At 69.3% G+C, this 16362-nt stretch carries 15 protein-coding genes and 1 pseudogene; 7 read left to right on the top strand and 9 right to left on the bottom strand.

Annotated elements, in window-relative coordinates; translation table 11 throughout:
• Nucleotides 1-151 precede the first annotated feature (151 nt).
• The 4 genes from F4X11_23165 (at nucleotide 152) to F4X11_23150 (ending at nucleotide 5051) form a co-directional block, all read left to right on the top strand.
• Nucleotides 152-1141: a sugar phosphate isomerase/epimerase gene (locus F4X11_23165; protein MYN67890.1), complete on the top strand. Its 990-nt coding sequence runs from the start codon at nucleotides 152-154 to the stop codon at nucleotides 1139-1141.
• Between the two features lie 29 nt (nucleotides 1142-1170).
• A complete protein-coding gene (locus F4X11_23160) occupies nucleotides 1171-2322 on the top strand; it encodes a Gfo/Idh/MocA family oxidoreductase (GenBank protein MYN67889.1) in 1152 nt (383 codons plus the stop codon).
• 4 nt (nucleotides 2323-2326) lie between these two features.
• Nucleotides 2327-4777, top strand: a complete 2451-nt coding sequence (locus F4X11_23155; protein ID MYN67888.1) for an FtsX-like permease family protein — start codon at nucleotides 2327-2329, stop codon at nucleotides 4775-4777.
• Nucleotides 4778-4838: 61 nt separating this feature from the next.
• Nucleotides 4839-5051, top strand: a complete 213-nt coding sequence (locus F4X11_23150) for an integrase (GenBank protein ID MYN67887.1) — start codon at nucleotides 4839-4841, stop codon at nucleotides 5049-5051.
• Between the two features lie 73 nt (nucleotides 5052-5124).
• Here F4X11_23150 and hflC read toward each other — a convergent pair whose 3' ends face one another.
• From hflC to F4X11_23115, 7 genes and pseudogenes are all read right to left on the bottom strand, one after another.
• Nucleotides 5125-6054 carry a protease modulator HflC gene (hflC, locus tag F4X11_23145; GenBank protein MYN67886.1) on the bottom strand — a complete coding sequence of 310 codons (930 nt, stop codon included), beginning with the start codon at nucleotides 6052-6054 and terminating at the stop codon, nucleotides 5125-5127.
• A complete protein-coding gene (gene hflK / locus F4X11_23140) occupies nucleotides 6051-7085 on the bottom strand; it encodes an FtsH protease activity modulator HflK (protein ID MYN67885.1) in 1035 nt (344 codons plus the stop codon). The genes hflC and hflK overlap by 4 nt, the downstream gene beginning before the upstream one ends.
• Before the next feature lie 264 nt (nucleotides 7086-7349).
• Nucleotides 7350-7997, bottom strand: coding sequence for an endonuclease III (nth, locus tag F4X11_23135; protein MYN67884.1), 648 nt, complete (start codon nucleotides 7995-7997; stop codon nucleotides 7350-7352).
• A 587-nt stretch (nucleotides 7998-8584) separates the two neighbouring features.
• Nucleotides 8585-8914, bottom strand: a pseudogene (locus F4X11_23130) (nucleotidyltransferase domain-containing protein).
• A 452-nt stretch (nucleotides 8915-9366) separates the two neighbouring features.
• Entirely contained in the window at nucleotides 9367-9666 is a 300-nt protein-coding gene (locus F4X11_23125) for a DUF2442 domain-containing protein (GenBank protein MYN67883.1), read from the bottom strand.
• Nucleotides 9626-9865: a DUF4160 domain-containing protein gene (locus F4X11_23120; protein ID MYN67882.1), complete on the bottom strand. Its 240-nt coding sequence runs from the start codon at nucleotides 9863-9865 to the stop codon at nucleotides 9626-9628. The genes F4X11_23125 and F4X11_23120 overlap by 41 nt, the downstream gene beginning before the upstream one ends.
• Nucleotides 9866-9898: 33 nt before the next feature.
• Nucleotides 9899-12532, bottom strand: coding sequence for a DUF305 domain-containing protein (locus tag F4X11_23115; GenBank protein ID MYN67881.1), 2634 nt, complete (start codon nucleotides 12530-12532; stop codon nucleotides 9899-9901).
• 77 nt (nucleotides 12533-12609) lie between these two features.
• Between F4X11_23115 and F4X11_23110 the strand changes: the two genes are divergently transcribed.
• Nucleotides 12610-12933: a hypothetical protein gene (locus F4X11_23110; protein MYN67880.1), complete on the top strand. Its 324-nt coding sequence runs from the start codon at nucleotides 12610-12612 to the stop codon at nucleotides 12931-12933.
• Nucleotides 12705-13322 carry a HEPN domain-containing protein gene (locus tag F4X11_23105; protein MYN67879.1) on the top strand — a complete coding sequence of 206 codons (618 nt, stop codon included), beginning with the start codon at nucleotides 12705-12707 and terminating at the stop codon, nucleotides 13320-13322. Before F4X11_23110 ends, F4X11_23105 begins: the two co-directional genes overlap by 229 nt.
• Here the strand turns inward: F4X11_23105 and F4X11_23100 are convergent.
• Together F4X11_23100 and F4X11_23095 are read right to left on the bottom strand one after the other, a co-directional pair.
• Entirely contained in the window at nucleotides 13317-14012 is a 696-nt protein-coding gene (locus F4X11_23100; GenBank protein MYN67878.1) for a hypothetical protein, read from the bottom strand. The two genes, F4X11_23105 and F4X11_23100, sit on opposite strands and share 6 nt — an antisense overlap.
• 25 nt (nucleotides 14013-14037) lie before the next feature.
• Nucleotides 14038-14688: a hypothetical protein gene (locus F4X11_23095; protein ID MYN67877.1), complete on the bottom strand. Its 651-nt coding sequence runs from the start codon at nucleotides 14686-14688 to the stop codon at nucleotides 14038-14040.
• Here F4X11_23095 and F4X11_23090 point away from each other — a divergent pair.
• The gene (locus tag F4X11_23090) at nucleotides 14494-16359 is read left to right on the top strand and encodes a hypothetical protein (GenBank protein MYN67876.1); all 1866 of its coding nucleotides are present in this window, start codon (nucleotides 14494-14496) and stop codon (nucleotides 16357-16359) included. The two genes, F4X11_23095 and F4X11_23090, sit on opposite strands and share 195 nt — an antisense overlap.
• Nucleotides 16360-16362 lie beyond the last annotated feature (3 nt).

The raw sequence follows: 16362 nt of genomic DNA, 5'->3' as shown, positions 1-16362 counted from the left end.
TGGCGCGTCCGCGCTTCGGCCGTACGCGCATCGCGGCTCGCAGCGGAACGGTGGGCGGCGCCGCCCGCGGAACGTGAACGTGATATGTAGTGAGGGCAGTCGGGCGGCGCGTCCGGCTGGCGGTGGTTTCGCACGAAAGGACGGACGATTCATGGCGCGTCAGGTCACGCTCTTCACCGGCCAGTGGGCCGATCTTCCACTCTCGGATCTCGCCGCGAAGGCGGCCGAATTGGGGTACGACGGCTTGGAGCTCGCCTGTTGGGGCGATCACCTGGACGTCGACCGCGCGGCGACCGACACCGAATACTGCGCCGAGCGGAAGGAGCTGCTGGCGGCCGAGAACCTCGGCTGCTGGGCGATCTCCCACCACCTGGCGGGGCAACTCGTCTGCGATCCGAACGACGAGCGCTCGGACGCCTTCGCCCCGGACGACCTCGCGGGCGATCCGGAGGCGAAGCGGGCCTGGGCGGTCCAGACGATGAAGAACGCGGCGCGAGCCGCCCGCAATCTCGGCGTCCCGGTGGTGTGCGGCTTCACCGGCTCGTCCATCTGGCACCTGCTGTACTCCTTCCCCCCGGTCAGCCCGCAGGCCATCGAGGCGGGTTTCGAGCGCTTCGCGGCGCTGTGGCACCCGATCCTGGACGTGTTCGACGACAACGGGGTGCGCTTCGCCCTGGAGGTCCATCCGACCGAGATAGCCTTCGATATCGTCACCGCCGCGCGGGCGCTCGAGGCGATCGGGCGGCGCGACGCCTTCGGCTTCAACTTCGATCCGAGCCATCTGAAGTGGCAGGGGGTCGATCCGGTGCGCTTCATCGAGGAGTTCCCCGACCGCATCCACCACGTCCACATGAAGGACGCGGCGGTCACGCTCGACGGCCGCAGCGGCATCCTCTCGTCGCACCTCGGGTTCGGGGAGCCGGGCCGCGGCTGGGATTTCCGCTCGGTGGGCCGGGGCGACGTCGACTTCGAAGCGATCATCCGCGCCCTGAACCGGATCGCCTACACCGGACCGCTGTCCGTCGAGTGGGAGGATTCCGGCATGGACCGCGAGCACGGCGCCCGCGAGTCGTGCGAGTTCGTCAAGAGCATCGACTTCGCGCCGTCGAGCCTGGCCTTCGACGCGGCGTTCGAGAGCTGATCATGGCGATTCTGGACCGGACGCTGAAGATGGGAATGGTCGGAGGCGGCCCGGGCGCCTTCATCGGGGACGTCCACCGGCGCGCGGCGCTGCTGGACGGCGGCGTGGAGCTGGTCGCCGGGGCGTTCGCTTCCGATCTCGAGCGATCGCGGGAGAAGGGGCGCGAGCTGCTCCTCGATCCGGCGCGAGTCTACCGTTCGCTGGACGAGATGATCGAGCGTGAGCGGAGGCTGCCGGCGGGGGAGCGGGTCGACTTCGTCTCGATCGTCACCCCCAACCACCTGCACTTCCCGATGGCGAGCGCGTTGCTCGAGGCGGGCATCCACGTCGTCTGCGACAAGCCGATGACGTTCGACGTCGACGAGGCGCGGCGTCTCAAGGAGATCGTCGAGCGATCCGGCTGCGTGTTCGCGCTGACCCACAACTACACCGGCTACCCGATGGTGAAGCTGGCCCGCGACCTCGTGCGCAAGGGCGAGCTCGGGCCGGTGCGGAAGATCGTGGCGGAATACCCGCAGGGCTGGCTGGCCACGCCGCTGGAACGGACCGGCATGAAGCAGGCCGACTGGCGCACCGACCCGGCCCGCAGCGGTGCGGCCGGCTGCATCGGCGACATCGGTACGCACGCCGAGAACCTCGCGGAGTACGTCACCGGCCTGCGCGTCACGGAGCTCGCCGCGGACCTGACGATCTTCGTCGACGGCCGGCGGCTCGACGACGACGGCAACGTCCTGGTGCGCTTCGAGGGCGGCGCGCGCGGCGTCCTGTTCGCCAGCCAGGTCTCGGTCGGCGAGGAGAACGGGCTCGCGCTTCGCGTCTACGGCGAGCGGCGCGGCCTCCGCTGGCGGCAGGAGACGCCCAACACGCTGCAGTTGACCTCGCTCGACGGGCCGGAGGAGACCTGGAGCCGCGGCAATGGCTACATCGGCGAGATGAGCCCCGCCGCGGCCCGCGCGACCCGGCTGCCGGCCGGCCACCCGGAGGCGTTCTTCGAGGCGTTCGCGAACATCTACGCCAACGCCTGCGACACCATCCGTGCCCGCGTGCTGGGTGGGGAGCCCGATCCGCTCGCGCTCGACTTCCCGAACGTCGACGACGGCCTGCGCGGCATGCTGTTCATCGAGACGGTAGTGGCGAGCGCGGGTTCGTCCGAGAAATGGACGTCGATGCCGGCGGGATGAGACGGTGCGTGACTTGAGGCTCGCGCTGCGCTTTCTCCTGAAGAAGCCGGGCTGGGTCGCGGCGGCGGTGCTGACCGTCGCCATCGGCATCGCCGGGTCGACGCTGGCGTTCAGTCTCGTGGACCGGGCGCTGTGGCGGCCTCTCGGCTTCGCCGACGGGGGCGAGCTCATCACGCTCTACGCGCGAAGCGGTGTCGAGTACTCCACGATTGCCTGGCCGGACTACGTCGCCTTCCGCGATGTCCTGCACGACGACGGTGAGGGACCCGCGGACCTGGCGGCCTTCGTGCGCACCTTCAGCACGGTCGGCGGCGGCGAGTTCCCGGAGCTGCACGAAGGCGAGCTCGTTTCCGGCAACTTCTTCTCCGTGTTACGGGTGCAGCCGTTTCTCGGGCGGATCATTGCGCCGTCCGACAACGTAGCCCCCGGCGCTCATTCCGTGATCGTCCTGTCGCACATGCTGTGGCGCACGCAGTTCGCGTCGGACCCGGACGTGGTGGGCCGCGACCTGCTGCTGGACGGCCGCCGCTTCGAGGTCATCGGCGTGGCGCCGCCCGGGTTCCGCGGTCCGGTCTGGCCCAGCTTCGAGAGCGCCTTCTGGATTCCCGCGTTGATGGCCGCCGAGGAGTTCGGCGTCGACGATTCTCGGGTGTTCGGGAGCGCCGCCCTGCCGGTGTTCCAGACCGTCGGGCGGGTGCGTGGCGGACAACGGATCGAGGCGCTGCAGGCGCGCATCGATCCGCTCGACGCGGTGCTCTCGCGCGACCGGGTCGACAATCCGAGCTTTCCCGACATGGGACAGCCCTGGCGCGTCGCGGTGCTGCCCGGCAACTACCTGCGGCTATGGCCGGAGTATCGCGAGCCCGTGGGCCGGGTGCTGCTGATGCTGGGGCTGATGGCCATGGCCGGCCTGCTGGTGGGGTGCGCGAACCTGGCCACCTTGCTGATCGCGCGTGGTCTCGAAAGGCGGCGCGAACTGGCCGTTCGCCGCGCGCTCGGAGCCGGGGCCCTCGATCTGGCGCGCCGCGTGGGCGCCGAGGTGGTGCTGCTGGTGGCCGCGGGCGGGACGCTGGCGGCGGGGCTGGTGTACACGCTGAGCCCACTGACGCCGCTGCTGCCGCTCGGGGTGCCCTACGAGCTCGACCTCGGTCCGGACCGGCGGGTGCTCGCCATCGGCGTCGCCGTTGCGGCCCTGGCCGCGCTCCTGTTCGCGGCGTTGCCGCTGGCGCAGGTGCTCCGCGACGGAACCTCGCTCGCCGAGCGCCAGCGGATGGGGACGACCGGCAGCCGCGGCGTGCGGGCGATGAACGGGCTGGTGGTGGTTCAGGTGGCGCTGTCGCTCGTGCTGCTCGTGTCGTGCGGCCTGCTGGTCCGGAGCGCGTTCCGGACCGCCGAGGTCGACCTCGGCTTCCACGCCGGCCGCGGGCTGACGGCCAGGGTGACGGTGCCGGGTCTGACCGCGGAGGAGCGGGCGGTGCTGTTCGGCGCACTCGTCGACCGCCTGCGGGACGAGCCGTTCGTGGAAGCGGCCAGCGCATCCGGCGGCGGCGCGGTGGTGTCGTTCCTGCCGGCCCGGGAGGTCTACGTTCACGATTCGCCGGTCGCCGGGCCGGCGTCGGCGGTCACCGCGCGCTACCGGCCGGTCAGCCGCGACTACTTCGAGACGCTGGGCATTCCGCTCCTGGCCGGGCGGGACTTCGAGGCGGCCGAGGAGTCGGGAGCAGCTGTCGCCGTCGTGAACCGCACCCTGGCCGAGCTGTACTGGCCGGGGACGAACCCGATCGGCCACAGCCTGCAATGGGCCGTCGAGGACCAGGCCCGGCGCATCGTCGGGGTCGTGGGCGACGCCGCCCGGCGCGACGTGCGCTCACCGGCGTACGCGATGGTCTACGTTCCGCTCGCGCAGGACCCGCCGGGCTGGACGTGGGTGAATCTGAGAACGCGGGCGGATCCGCGCGGGGCGCTGCCGGCCCTGCGCGAGCATCTGCGCGCGCTCGAGGCAGGCGGCGCCGTGTCCGCCCCTCGTACCTTCGCGGAGCTCCGGTTCGACGCGACAAGGGACGCGCGCCTCCAGGCCGGACTGGCGTCGGCGCTCGCGGCGGTCGCCGCAACCCTGGCGCTCGTCGGCCTCTACGGCCTGATGGGCTACGTCGTCGGCCGTCGCCAACGGGAGATCGGAGTCCGGGCGGCGCTCGGCGCCACGCCCGCGTCGATTGTCCGGCTGATGCTGCGCCGCGCCGAGCGGCTGACCGGGATCGGTCTGCTGCTCGGCCTCGGGGCCAGCGTCCTGGCCACGGGCGGGCTCGCCAGCCTGCTGTACGAGATAGACCCCCGCGACCCGCCGACGCTGGCCGGTGCCGCCGTCATCCTTGGAATGGCCTCGATGCTCGCCGCGTTCGCACCGGCCCGCAGCGCGGCGCGAGTGGATCCGGCGATCGTCCTGCGGGGGGAGTGACCTGCATCGGTTCTTCCGCGGGCGCGTTGCTTCCGCGCGGCCGTTACCGTACGATGCCGAGATGGCGCTGATGCTGTCGAAGACCTACGACGCATTCAAGGCCGCCGGCGCGCCGGAGGACAAGGCCCGCGAGGCTGCCGAAGAGATCGCGGGCTTCGAAGACCGGCTTTCCAACATCGAGTCCGATGTGAAGCTCTTGAAATGGATCGCCGGGTTCAACGTCGCGCTGTCCATGGCGATCCTCGCCCTTCTCCTGCGTCTGGTCGCCGGCTGACACATCCGCGGGCGCGCCGTGAGCCGCCGCGGGGACGACTCACGGCATGGGCCGCGTCGGTTCCGAGCCCGGCTCAGCGCGTCCGCTCCAGGAACCGGAGCAGCTCGCTGTCGGTCCCCAGAATGAACAGCGTCTCGGTATCCATGGTCGCCTCGTAGGTTTCCAGCGATTTGGTGAACGCGTAGAAGTCCTCGTCGCGGTTGTAGGCGTCGGCGTAGATGCGGGTGGCGTTGGCGTCGGCCTCGCCCCGCAGCTCCTCGGCCCGGCGGTAGGCCGCGGACTGGATCTGGGCCAGCTCGCGCTCGCGCTCGCCGTGGATGCGGGCCGACTCGCCCTGGCCCTCCGACCGGAACTCCTCGGCGATCCGCTGCCGCTCGGCGATCATCCGCGCGAAGACGTCCTGCTGGACCTCCTCGACGTAGTTGATCCGCTTGAAGCGAAAGTCGAGCAGCTCGATGCCGAGGTCGGCGGTGCGCCCCGCGGCGGTGTCCAGAATCGTGCGGGTCACTTCCAGCCGGCCGCGCTCGATCTGCTCGAGAATGGCCTCTTCCTCCTCCGACTCGATCAGCACGTCGGCCGGATCGCGGTTGCTGCTGCGCACGAGCTCGATCAGGTCGTGGCGCGCGACCGCGTTGCGGGTCTCCCCGTCGAGGATGTCGTCGAGCCGCGACTGCGCCCCGCGCTCGTCGCGCAGGCGCTGGAAGAAGAGCAGCGGATCGACGATGCGCCACCGGGCGTAGGTGTCGACCCAGATGAAACGCTTGTCGCGGGTCGGCACCTGGTTCGGATTGCCGTCCCACTCCAGGAAGCGCTTCTCGAAGAAGTTGCTGCGCTGAATGAACGGGATCTTGAAGTGCAGCCCGGGGGCGACCACCGGGTCGCCGACCGGTTCCCCGAACTGCGTGATGATTACCTGCTCGGTCTCGCTCACCGTGTAGGCGGCCTGGCCGACGATCACGAGCGCCGCGAAGACGATCACGAGAGAGAGTGCGTTCCTGCTCATTGTCCACCTCCGGCCCCCACGGGCGTCGTGTTCTGGGCAGCACGGCGCGGTGTCGCGCCGTCGAGCGACAGCAACGGCAGGACGCCGGTCGCGTCCTCATCGACGTAGAGCTTCCGGCCCACCCGCGGCAGGATGCGCTGCATCGTCTCCAGGTAGAGCCGGCGCCGCGTCACGTCGGGAGCCAGGCGGTAGGCGGCCTGAACCGCCTCGAAGCGGGTCGCCTCGCCCTCGGCCCGGTTGACCCGGTCGAGCGCGTAGCCCTCGGCCTGCAGCACGGTCTGCTCGGCCTCGCCCCGTGCCCGTGGAATGACGCGGTTGTACTCGGCCCGCGCCTCGTTGATCATCCGGTCGCGCTGCTGCTGGGCCTGGTTGACCTCGTCCCACGACGGCTTGACGGGATCCGGCGGGTTGACGTCCTGCAGCACCACCTGGTCGATGGTGATGCCCATCTCGTACTGGTTGGCGAGGTCCTGCAGACGTCCCTCGACCCTGGACTCGATCTCCTGGCGTCCGACCGTCAGCACCTCGGTGACCGTCCGGTCCCCGACCACCTCGCGCATGATCGCCTCGTTCATGGCGCGGAAGGTGTCCTCGAGGTTGCGCACCTTGAAGAGGTAGAGATACGGGTCGGCGACGCGGTACTGCACGATCCACTCGACCACCGCCACGTTGAGGTCGCCCGTCAGCATCACGGACTCCTCGGTGGCGTTACGGTCGAAGGCGGCGTACTGCGTGCGGATGCCCGGTTCCATGGTCCGGAATCCGAACTCCTGTTTGAGCTGCCGTTGCACGGGCACCTTGAGCACGGTTTCGGCGAACGGGATCTTGGCGCGCAGGCCCGGGTCGGTGGCGCGCACGTAGCGTCCGAACCGGAGCACGACGCCGACTTCCTCCGGCTGCACCTGGTACAGCGCGCCGAAGGCGACGACGGCGGCCACGATCAGCGCGGCGGCCGCCGTGGCGGCGCCCCGCGGAAAGCGCGGCAGGCGCACCCGCGAGACGTCGATGGGGATGTTGGGTACTTGGTCCATATGCGATCTCCTTGTAGCTCACGGCGTGTCGCACGACCGCGGCGAAGGCCGACGGCGGCTACGCCGCACGAGGGACGGCGCGAAACAGGTGCCCGGACGGCGCCGGCGCGATTCGGACATCCATCTACAGTGTGACGGAAATCGCGGCGCGGCGGGTTCCCGAAATCGTGCTGCTGTTCTTCTGACGCTGAGCTCGGCCGACTCACAGCGCCGGGTCGTCCGGAAGTTGCGTCTCGTGCCGACGCTCGGTCGACGCCGGCGTCCTCACTTCCCGGGCTGCGTCCAGTCCTTGTCTTCGAACTCGCAAAGATCCTCGATCGCGCACTCCGCGCAGCGTGGCCGGCGTGCCGTGCAGACGTAGCGGCCGTGCAGGATCAGCCAGTGGTGGGCGCCGCGCTTGAAGGCGTCGGGCACCGAGTCCAGCAGCGCGTCCTCCACCTTGCGGGGCGTCTTGCCGGAGGCGATTCCCGTGCGGTTGGACACGCGGAAGATATGCGTGTCGACGGCGATGGTCGGCTCGCCGAAGGCGGTGTTCAGAACGACGTTGGCGGTCTTGCGGCCGACGCCGGGCAGCGCTTCCAAGGCCTCGCGCCGCCGGGGCACCTCGCCGCCGTGCTCGTCGAGGAGAATCCGGCAGGTCTTCAGGATGTTCTCGGCCTTGGTGTTGAAGAGGCCGATGGTGCGTATGTAGTCCTTGAGCCGGTCCAGGCCCAGCTCCAGCATGGCGGCGGGCGTGCGGGCAACGGGGAAGAGCCTCGTCGTCGCCCGATTCACACCCACGTCCGTTGCCTGGGCGGAAAGCACCACGGCGATCAGCAACTCGAAGGGGGTCCCGAAGTCGAGCTCGGTGGTCGGCTCGGGATTCTCTGCACGCAGGCGGGTGAAGATCGCGGTGCGTTGGTCGTCGGTCATGCACGGTGGCCCGGCCGAGGGTAGACCGGCGATTGTAGAGCAGCCGCCCGCCAGCCGCCAGCGGAGGAATCGGTGGCCGATACGGAGCAGGTAGGGAGGGAGCGGCAGAGGCTCCCCTTGCGCTACAGTGCCTCGGACCCTGCTTCCGGCAGCAGGCGCCGCACCCGTCGCAGCAGTGCTTCCGCTTCCCGGATCGCGGCCGGACGATCGATGCGTGCGGCGTTCTCCGAGAGTGGGCCGTAGCGGTACCTCACGGCGAATGCGCTGAATCCGGCCAGGTTGGCGTACAGCGACACGGCAGCGTCCTGCTGCCGGATCATCTCGACGAGCAGGTCGAGTTCGTGCGTCAACGGATACTCCTTGCCGAGCAGCGCGATCCAGGCTTTGAAGCCCTTCTCGGCGGCCTGCTGGACGTGGAATCCGAAACTCTCATCGGAGACCTCGGCGGGGTCGCCGGCGACGCGAAGGACCCCGAGGTCGTTGTCGGCCATACCGAGGAGCAGCCGGGCCTGTCCGACGTCGGGCGAAGCCTCGTCGCCGTCACGGACGCCGCACGGCCGGGATGTCGCCGAGAGGACGCCCCAACCCCTGGTGTACAGCACCCGCCCCTCGCGCATGGCGCGGGCGGCGACATGGTTCAGTGAGCCCCGCCACTGCTCGATGTCATCGCGGCTGTAGACGAGGATGTCCCTGGCAACCGGGGTTGCGGCCAGCGCCCGGTTGAGACGGACTTCCTCGGCGTGCCGGCTCCGGCCGGCGCCGAACGGCTTGGACTCGATGACGAGGAGGTCGACGTCGGAGTCGGGCCGGGCATCGCCGCGGGCGCGGGAGCCGAAGAGGATCACCTGCTCGGGATCGACCTCGTCGACGATGGTGCGGATCATCCGGTCGAGGATTGCATCAGTGACGTCCGGCATCGTGTCTCCAGGCTGTTCATGATGACCGTTGGTGCCTGGATAGAGCAAACGACATGCCGGACGGCGCCGAACGCAGGCGACACCACGAACCAGGGGTGGTGGTGTCCCCGTGCTGAGCCCGGCAGAGTTCGAACAGGTTGCCGGCGTAAGCAGGTCATGAAGAAACCCTCGGGGCGGCTACCGCGGCGCGGCCGCGGCCAAGAGCAGCGCCAGCGGTACATTCTTCGCATTCTGAGCGAAGGAGAGGTTACCGAGCCGGGTTATTTCACCGAGTGGGCGCGCACCGGGCGGCCGTTCGTGTGGACGAAGTCGGCCGACGAGATCCTGGACGCCACGTGGGCAACGGCAACTCCCGGAGAGAGAACCCCAGTTCCGAGGTGTGGCAGCTCGTGGACCGGCTCCGTAGGGGTATCTGAAGTCAGGTTACCCCGCGAGGAGGCACGGTTGGAGAGTCAACGAACCCGGCCGGTCGCCTGCCTCCGGCGGCGATGCCTACGGCTGACGAGCGGATAGCGATCCGGATGGTCCAGTGAATCGACAGCCAGATCGACATCGAGTTCAGGCCAGTAAAGGTGATGCGGACTCGGCAGCTCCACGGTCGTGAGTTCCCTGATGGATGCATGTTCAAACCAGGGGAACTCGGTGAACGGGGCAAAGAGCTCGCGGTCCCCAATGAAGATCCAGAAGCCGTGCTCGGAGACGTTGGTGACCTCAACGTCCGAAGTGGTCGTTCCAGGCTGCACGGATTTCATCCGCATGTTCGTCGATCATCCGCTGGGCCGTGTTCAGCCGGTCGGGACTGAGTCCGTAGTTCCGCGCCAACTCGATTTCGGGCTCGCTCCAGAACTTCGCCTCCCCCGTCGCATGGTGGACATGAACGTGCGGTCTCTCCTCCTCGCGCGAGAAGAAGTAGAAGCGATATCCGCGCGCTCGGAAGACAGTCGGACTCACGATCGTGAAACACCCGCGGTCGGGTAATTCAAGTCATCGCAGACGCTCAGCAAGACCCATCAGCGTCTCCGAGAGCCCCTGGAGCCGCTGCGCGGTGCGCCCGTTCGCGTCCGCGGCGTCGCTCCCCAGCGCGTCGGCGGCCGGCGCAAGCTCGGCCGCCAGGCTGGCGTCGGTGCCCGACCCGGCCGCGTCGACCCGGTCCAGCAAGTCCGACAACGCCGCCCGGCGGTCCGCCGACAGCGTGTCGCTGCGCTCGAGCTGATCCAGGTAGGCGCGCGCCACCACCGGGCGAACGGGCCACTCGAGGCGCGGTTGCTGCTGCGCGTTGAACGCGGGGGATGCCACCGATGCGGCCGCGGCGATTTCGTTCTCGGTCAGGTACTCGCTTGGCAGCAGTTCCAGCACGTCGAGGCCGCGCGCGATCTCGGTGCCGTAGATGTAGCCGCGGTACCAGTACGCCGACCAGAACCCGCCCATGACGAAACGGTCCGGGTGAATCGGGCCGCGGTCGAAGAAGGCGATCTCCACCGGATTCGACGAGTCGGTGAAGTCGAAGACCGAGATGCCGCCCTGGTACCACGCCTGCACCATGATGTCGCGGCCCGGCACCGGCACGATGGAGCCGTTGTGCGCCACGCAGTTCTCGCGGTCGGTCTGTGGGGCGGGCAGCTTGTAGTGGCTGCGGAACTGCATCTCGCCGTCGACGATGTCGTAGATGGCGTTCGCGCCCCACTCGCGGGGGTCGGACGCGCGGCAGCGCGGGCGCCCGCCGCCGCCCCATTCGTCGGTGAAGATCACCTTGGTGCCGTCGTTGTTGAACGTCGCCGAGTGCCAGTAGGCGAAGGACGGGTCGATCACGTCGTCGAGCCGGACCGGATTGACCGGGTCGGAGATGTCGAACAGGATGCCGTTGCCGGAGCACGCCCCGGCGGCCAGCCCGGCGTCCGGGAACGTGGTGATGTCGTGGCAGCGGCTGCTCTCGGCGGTGCGCTGCGTCCCCGGACCGTGGTCTCCCCCAGGCCAGAGACCCGCGGCCGCGCCGGTCTCGGGATCGCGGAACACCATGGGGCGACTGACGATAGCCGAGTTCTCGGGATTCCCCAGCGGGACCTGGATGACGTCGATGCGGAACAGCGCCGTGTCCGGGTTCTCGGCCGGCGACTCGTCCGAGCAGCCCTCGAGCTCCTCTCCTGAACGGACGGCGCCGGTTCCCGACCCGTAGACGTAGACGTTGCCCTCGTCGTCGGGGTCGGCGACCACGGTGTGCGTATGCGATCCCCTGCAGGTCTGCACCGCCGCCACTTGTCGCGGCATGCGCATGTCGCTGATGTCGAAGATCCGAATGCCGCGGAAGCGCTGATCGCTCACCGGCTCCGCGACTCCCTGCAGCCCGCAGTCCAGCCGTCCCCGCGTCTGCTCGACCGACATGATCAGCAGGTTGCCGACGACCGACACGTCTCCCTGCCCGCCGGGGCAGACCACGGAGGTGACGAGCTGGGGCGACGCCGGGACCTCGACGCGGTAGGTATTGAACCCATGGTGGCTGCCGACGAACATCCGGTCGCCGGCGAAGGCGAGGTCGGTGTTGCCGAAGTTGAGCAGGCCGCGCCGCTGCGGGTCGTCGGCGTCGTCTTCTTCCGCCGCGTCGGCCGCTTCCTGCTCCGGCTCGGCGCCGTCGTCCGCGCCGCCGCCCTCGTGCTCGGGATCATCGTGTGCCGCACCGTCCTCGTCCCGGCCCTCCTCGTGGTCGGCTTGCTCGTCCGGCGCCGCTTCATCCCCGGCTGCGCCCGCCGCGGCTGGCTCAGCCTTTGCCTCGGGCTCCGGGTCCGCCTCGACCGGCATCGGCCGTCCCGCCGGATTGTTGGGATCGTAGAAGCCCTCGGGCTTCGGCCGCGTGGCCACCAGGGCCATGTTCCAGAGCGCCTGGCCGGCGTCTTGGAAACCGGACGCAAGCTGCACCCGCGGGTCGGGGGACAGCTCCGCCAGCATGGCGTCCATGCGGTTGATCTCGGCCGTCTGATCGGCCGTGATGTCGGAGGTGAACGCGAAGAGCTGCGAGCCCTGCGCCGCGCCGGGCTGTTCAAGCAGGTTCTCGACCATGGTCAGGGCGCCGCGGTGGTGCTTGATCATCCCCTCGAGGAACAACCGGTCGAATGCGACCCCGTCGGCGTCCGCCAGGCTCTCCATCTCCTCGTCGGTCAGCATCCCCGGCATGCGCATCGCGCCGGGCGCATGATGCGCGTCTATCGCGGTGACCTCCTGGCCGCGGGTGCGCAGCCAGTCCTGCATCATCTCGATCTCGTCTTCCTGCGAGAGCTCGATGCGCCGCGACGTCTGCCGCATCGCGTCGCTCTCGGTCCGCGTGTCGAGCAGCTCGGTCATCTCGAGCGCCTGGGCGTGGTGGGAGATCATCCCCTGCATGAACCGCACGTCCGCCTCGGTGTAGCGGATGCCGGCCAGGTCGGAGGCTTCGGCGGCCGAGATGGTACGGCTCGGCTGGCCGGGCGCGCCCGGCTGCACGATGGGCGGCTGCGCCTGGGTCGCGGACGCGAGCGAGAGGAAGAGCAGGGCGATTCCGATGGTGGGGGCGAGCAGTGACCGAAGCGCACTCTGTCGATTCATGGAAGATCTCCGCGGATCGGTTGGTTGACGGTTCAGGTTGCCCATTGTACAGCCGGAAACTGGAGCTTCCGAAGGGAACGCACTACGATCCGGGCGTCTCCATCGGGCGAAAGCGGAGGATCATGAACGAATTGCCGCAGCGGGCGGCCCATCGGTTCGCCGCCAGCCTCCGCGAGCGTTACGGCGATGCGCTAGTGGACGTGCAGTTGTTCGGGTCCTGCGCACGAGGCGAGATGCGCGAGGATTCCGATGTCGACGTTGCGGTCGTGTTGCAGGTGGTCGACTGGCGGACGAAGAAGGACGTCATCGATCTCGCTTCGGAAATCGGACTGGAGCACGACGTGCTCCTCTCGCCAACCGTGCTCGACCGGCGGACTTTCGAACGCTGGCGCGCGCAGGAACGGCTGCTGGTGATGGATATTCAGCGGGAGGGGCTGCCGCTTTGACCGATGAAGGCCGGCGCGAGAGCGCCGGGGCCGAGCTCGATCTCGCCGATGAGGAATTGCGCGCCGCGGAAGCGCTGCTTGCCGACGGACTGCCGCGCATCGCGGTCGGGCGCATGTACTTCGCGGTCTTCCATGCAGTGCGCGCGCAGCTGTACGCCGAGGGTTTCGAGCCTCGCACGCACCGGGGAGCACAGCATCTCTTCAACCTGCACTTCGTCCGGACGGGCCGATTCGAGCCGGCGACCTCCGGTCTCATCGCCAGGCTGCAGAAGTTCCGCGAGGAGGCCGACTACGCCCCGGCGTTCGTGGTCGATGACGAGGGCGCCCGCGAGGACCTGCAGGCAGCCCGCGATTTCGTGTCGCGGGTCCGTGCCGTCGTGTCCTCATGAAGCGGCGGGCCGCACGGCGCAGGTCCGTTCACCGGCCCAGATAAGAACGAGGCCGAAGAACTCGGCCACGTACAGGACCTCCACGAACCCGGCCCTCGCCGCCGTCCCGCCGATCGCGGGCAACAGCGCGCCGAAGGCTATCAGGGCGTTCCCGGCGGCTCGATAGCCGGCGTGCTTCGTTTTCGAGAAGCGCCACGCGCTGACAATCGCCCCGCCGACGAGAAGGAACGCCGCGTAGATGTTGATGAACGGGGTCAGCAGCCGCACCCACCCCCAGGCCAGCACGGCCCCGGAAGGCCTATGCGGTTCCAGGGCTTCGGCGACGATGGGCGAGAGCAGGACGAGCGTGGCGGTCAGCACGACGAACGGCATGCTGACCGCCGTGACGCGATTGGCGAAGCGTCGCGAATAGAGCAGATAGAGGGAGCCCTGGGCCAGCGGGTACGCCCCGAGGACGGCGCCCGCTACGTACCAGAGCTTGGTGAGCACGACCGTGTTGCCGGCCAGCGTGATTACCGTTTCCAGCAGCGTGCCGGTGCCGTAGGTGGCGACGCCGGCCGCCCACCAGCCGATGTGCGGCGTAGGCCGGGCGCGGTACTTGCGGAACAGCGTGAACGAGAACGCCGCCGCGATGACGGTGGTCGCGGCCGGCAGGTAATGCACCCAGGTGGTGTCGGACGGGGTGGTCATGGCGTTCTCGGCAGAGGCAGCAGCCTCAATCCCGCCCGCCGAGCAGCGACTGTTGCCAAGGCAGCAACACGGCCAGTCCATCGTCGCCCTCCAGGACGATCCGCTCGAGCGCGGCCCGCGGCGCGATCAGCTCCGCGTCGATAGCCAGTGCCTCGGCCCGGGTGTCCCGGCGCTGCCTGAGCGCGGCGACTTGCTTTTCCTGCCCCTTCGTGAGGCGCGGGCGCGCCTTGACCGCCGGGCGCTTCGGCCACGCCGCCCGATCCAGAGCCAGGGCCCCGTCGGCCGCGTGCGAGAACCGCGACCGGCGCGCTCCGCGCAGTCCGCGGGGCGTTGTCGCGTCGCCCCGATCGAGCCGCCGCGCCGCGTCGACGAGATCCGCGTTCGACAGGATGTGGAACGGCGGACGGTCGGCGCTGCGCGCCTCGCCCTCACGCCAGTGCCAGAGGGCGCGCAGCACGGCGCTCGCCCGGGCCTCGAGCACATGGCTGCCGCGCACCCGCCACTCGGTCTCGGGGTCGCGCTTGCGGGTAACCCGTGCGGCGGCGCCGGCGCGCCCGCACGCCTGCTCCAGCCACGGGAGACGGCCGAGGTCCGTCAATCGGCGTTCGAGCCGTTCGGCGAGCGGCAGGAGGTAGTGCGTATCGTTACGCGCGTAGCGGGCCAGGGCTGGCGCCAGCGGCCGCTGTGCCCAGTTCGCCTTCTGCTGCCCCTTGGGCAGGGTGACGTCGAAGTGCTCGGCGACCAGCGCGGCGTAGCCGTAGCGAGTGGCCCCGGCGAGCCGTGCGGCGATCATGGTGTCGAACACCTTCGACGGGGTTCCGAGGCCGAGGCGGTACAGCATGCGCAGGTCGAAATCGGCGCCGTGCATCACCAGCTCGGTTCCCGCCAGCGAATCGAGCAGCGGTGTCAGGTCGATGTCGGCAAGCGGGTCGACCAGCTCGTCGGCGGCGGACAGGCCAACCTGCACGAGGCAGACTTTCTCGTGGTAGCAGTGCAGACTGTCGGCCTCGGTGTCGACACCGACGCGGTCGGTGGCGGCGATGCGGGCGGCGAGATCCGCCAACGCGGGCTGAGTCTGAATCACGGCGCGAACACTACCACGCGAGGGGGCGGCCGCGCGCTGTGTATACTCGGCGGCGTCGTGGCGCGCACGCGGCAGAGACCGGGTTCCAGAGACGAGCGACAGGTCCGGGCGGCCGGACCGTGGAGGTTTCAGATCATGCGGTACTGCACTTCGGCGGTCGTGTTGCTGCTGGCGGGTTTCTTCGCCGGATCGGTTCTGGCCCAGGATGCGGGTCCCATCGGTCCAAGTCCCTACGAGATCGTCGAGGGCTGGCACAAGCCGTTTGCGGGGGAGGGCTTCGCTTTCGGCGGCAACTCGGGTGTGTTCGCCGAGTCCCCGGACCGCATCTTCATCTCGCAGCGGGGTGAGACGCGCCTGCCCGATCCGGTTCCTCCGGAGTTCGCCGGCTGGGTCGGCTCGATCGGCATCAACGCGCTGCGCGACGCCGAGCGGCGGACCTGGCAGAACTGCCTCATGATCGTCGACGGCGACGGCAACCTGATCGAGGTCTGGGACCAGTGGGACCACCTGTGCGACGAGTCCGACGGCCCGGGACCGCACCGCGTCCGCATCAGTCCCTATGATCCGGAGCGCCGCGTCTGGGTGATCAACGAGAGCCGCCACCAGATCTTCGTCCTCTCCAACGACGGCAGCGAACTGCTGATGACGCTGGGCGAGAAGAACGTCGGCGGCAGCGACGAGACCCACTTCGGACGGCCGCAGGACGTGGCGTTCCTGCCGGACGGGCGGGTGCTCGTGGCGGACGGGCTCGACAACCACCGCATCATCATTCTCGACGCCGAGGGCCGCTACCAGTCCGAGTTCGGCGGGTTCGGCACGGAACCGGGCCGGTTCAACGGCATCCATGCCCTGGGCATGGGACCCGACGGCCTGATCTTCGCGCTCGACCGGGCCAACGGCCGCGTGCAGAAGTTCCGCATTTCCAGCGAGGCGTCCGGCGAGTACCACGCCGAGGTCGATCATCTCGCCACGTGGTCAGGCTTCGGCCTGCCGCTCGATCTCATCGTCAACGAGGACCACCTGTGGGTCTCGGACCTGCTCCCGCTCAAGATGGTGAAGCTCGACTTCGACGGCAACCGCCTTTACACCTGGAACGTCTCCAACGAGGGGCCCACCGGGTTCCTCGAGGTGCACACCATCTCGGTCGACTCGGAGGGGAACCTCTACGGCGGCGACAACCAGCACGGGCGCACGCAGAAGCTGGTGCCGAAGACGGATGCGGACCCTGCGCTGCTGGTCGGACGGCCGTACGTCGCGCGCTGACGC

The sequence above is a fragment of the Acidobacteriota bacterium genome (assembly GCA_009861545.1).
Lineage (GTDB): Bacteria > Acidobacteriota > Vicinamibacteria > Vicinamibacterales > UBA8438 > WTFV01.
Note: the sequence above shows the minus strand (reverse complement) of the source record. Positions and strands in the feature narration are given on the sequence as shown.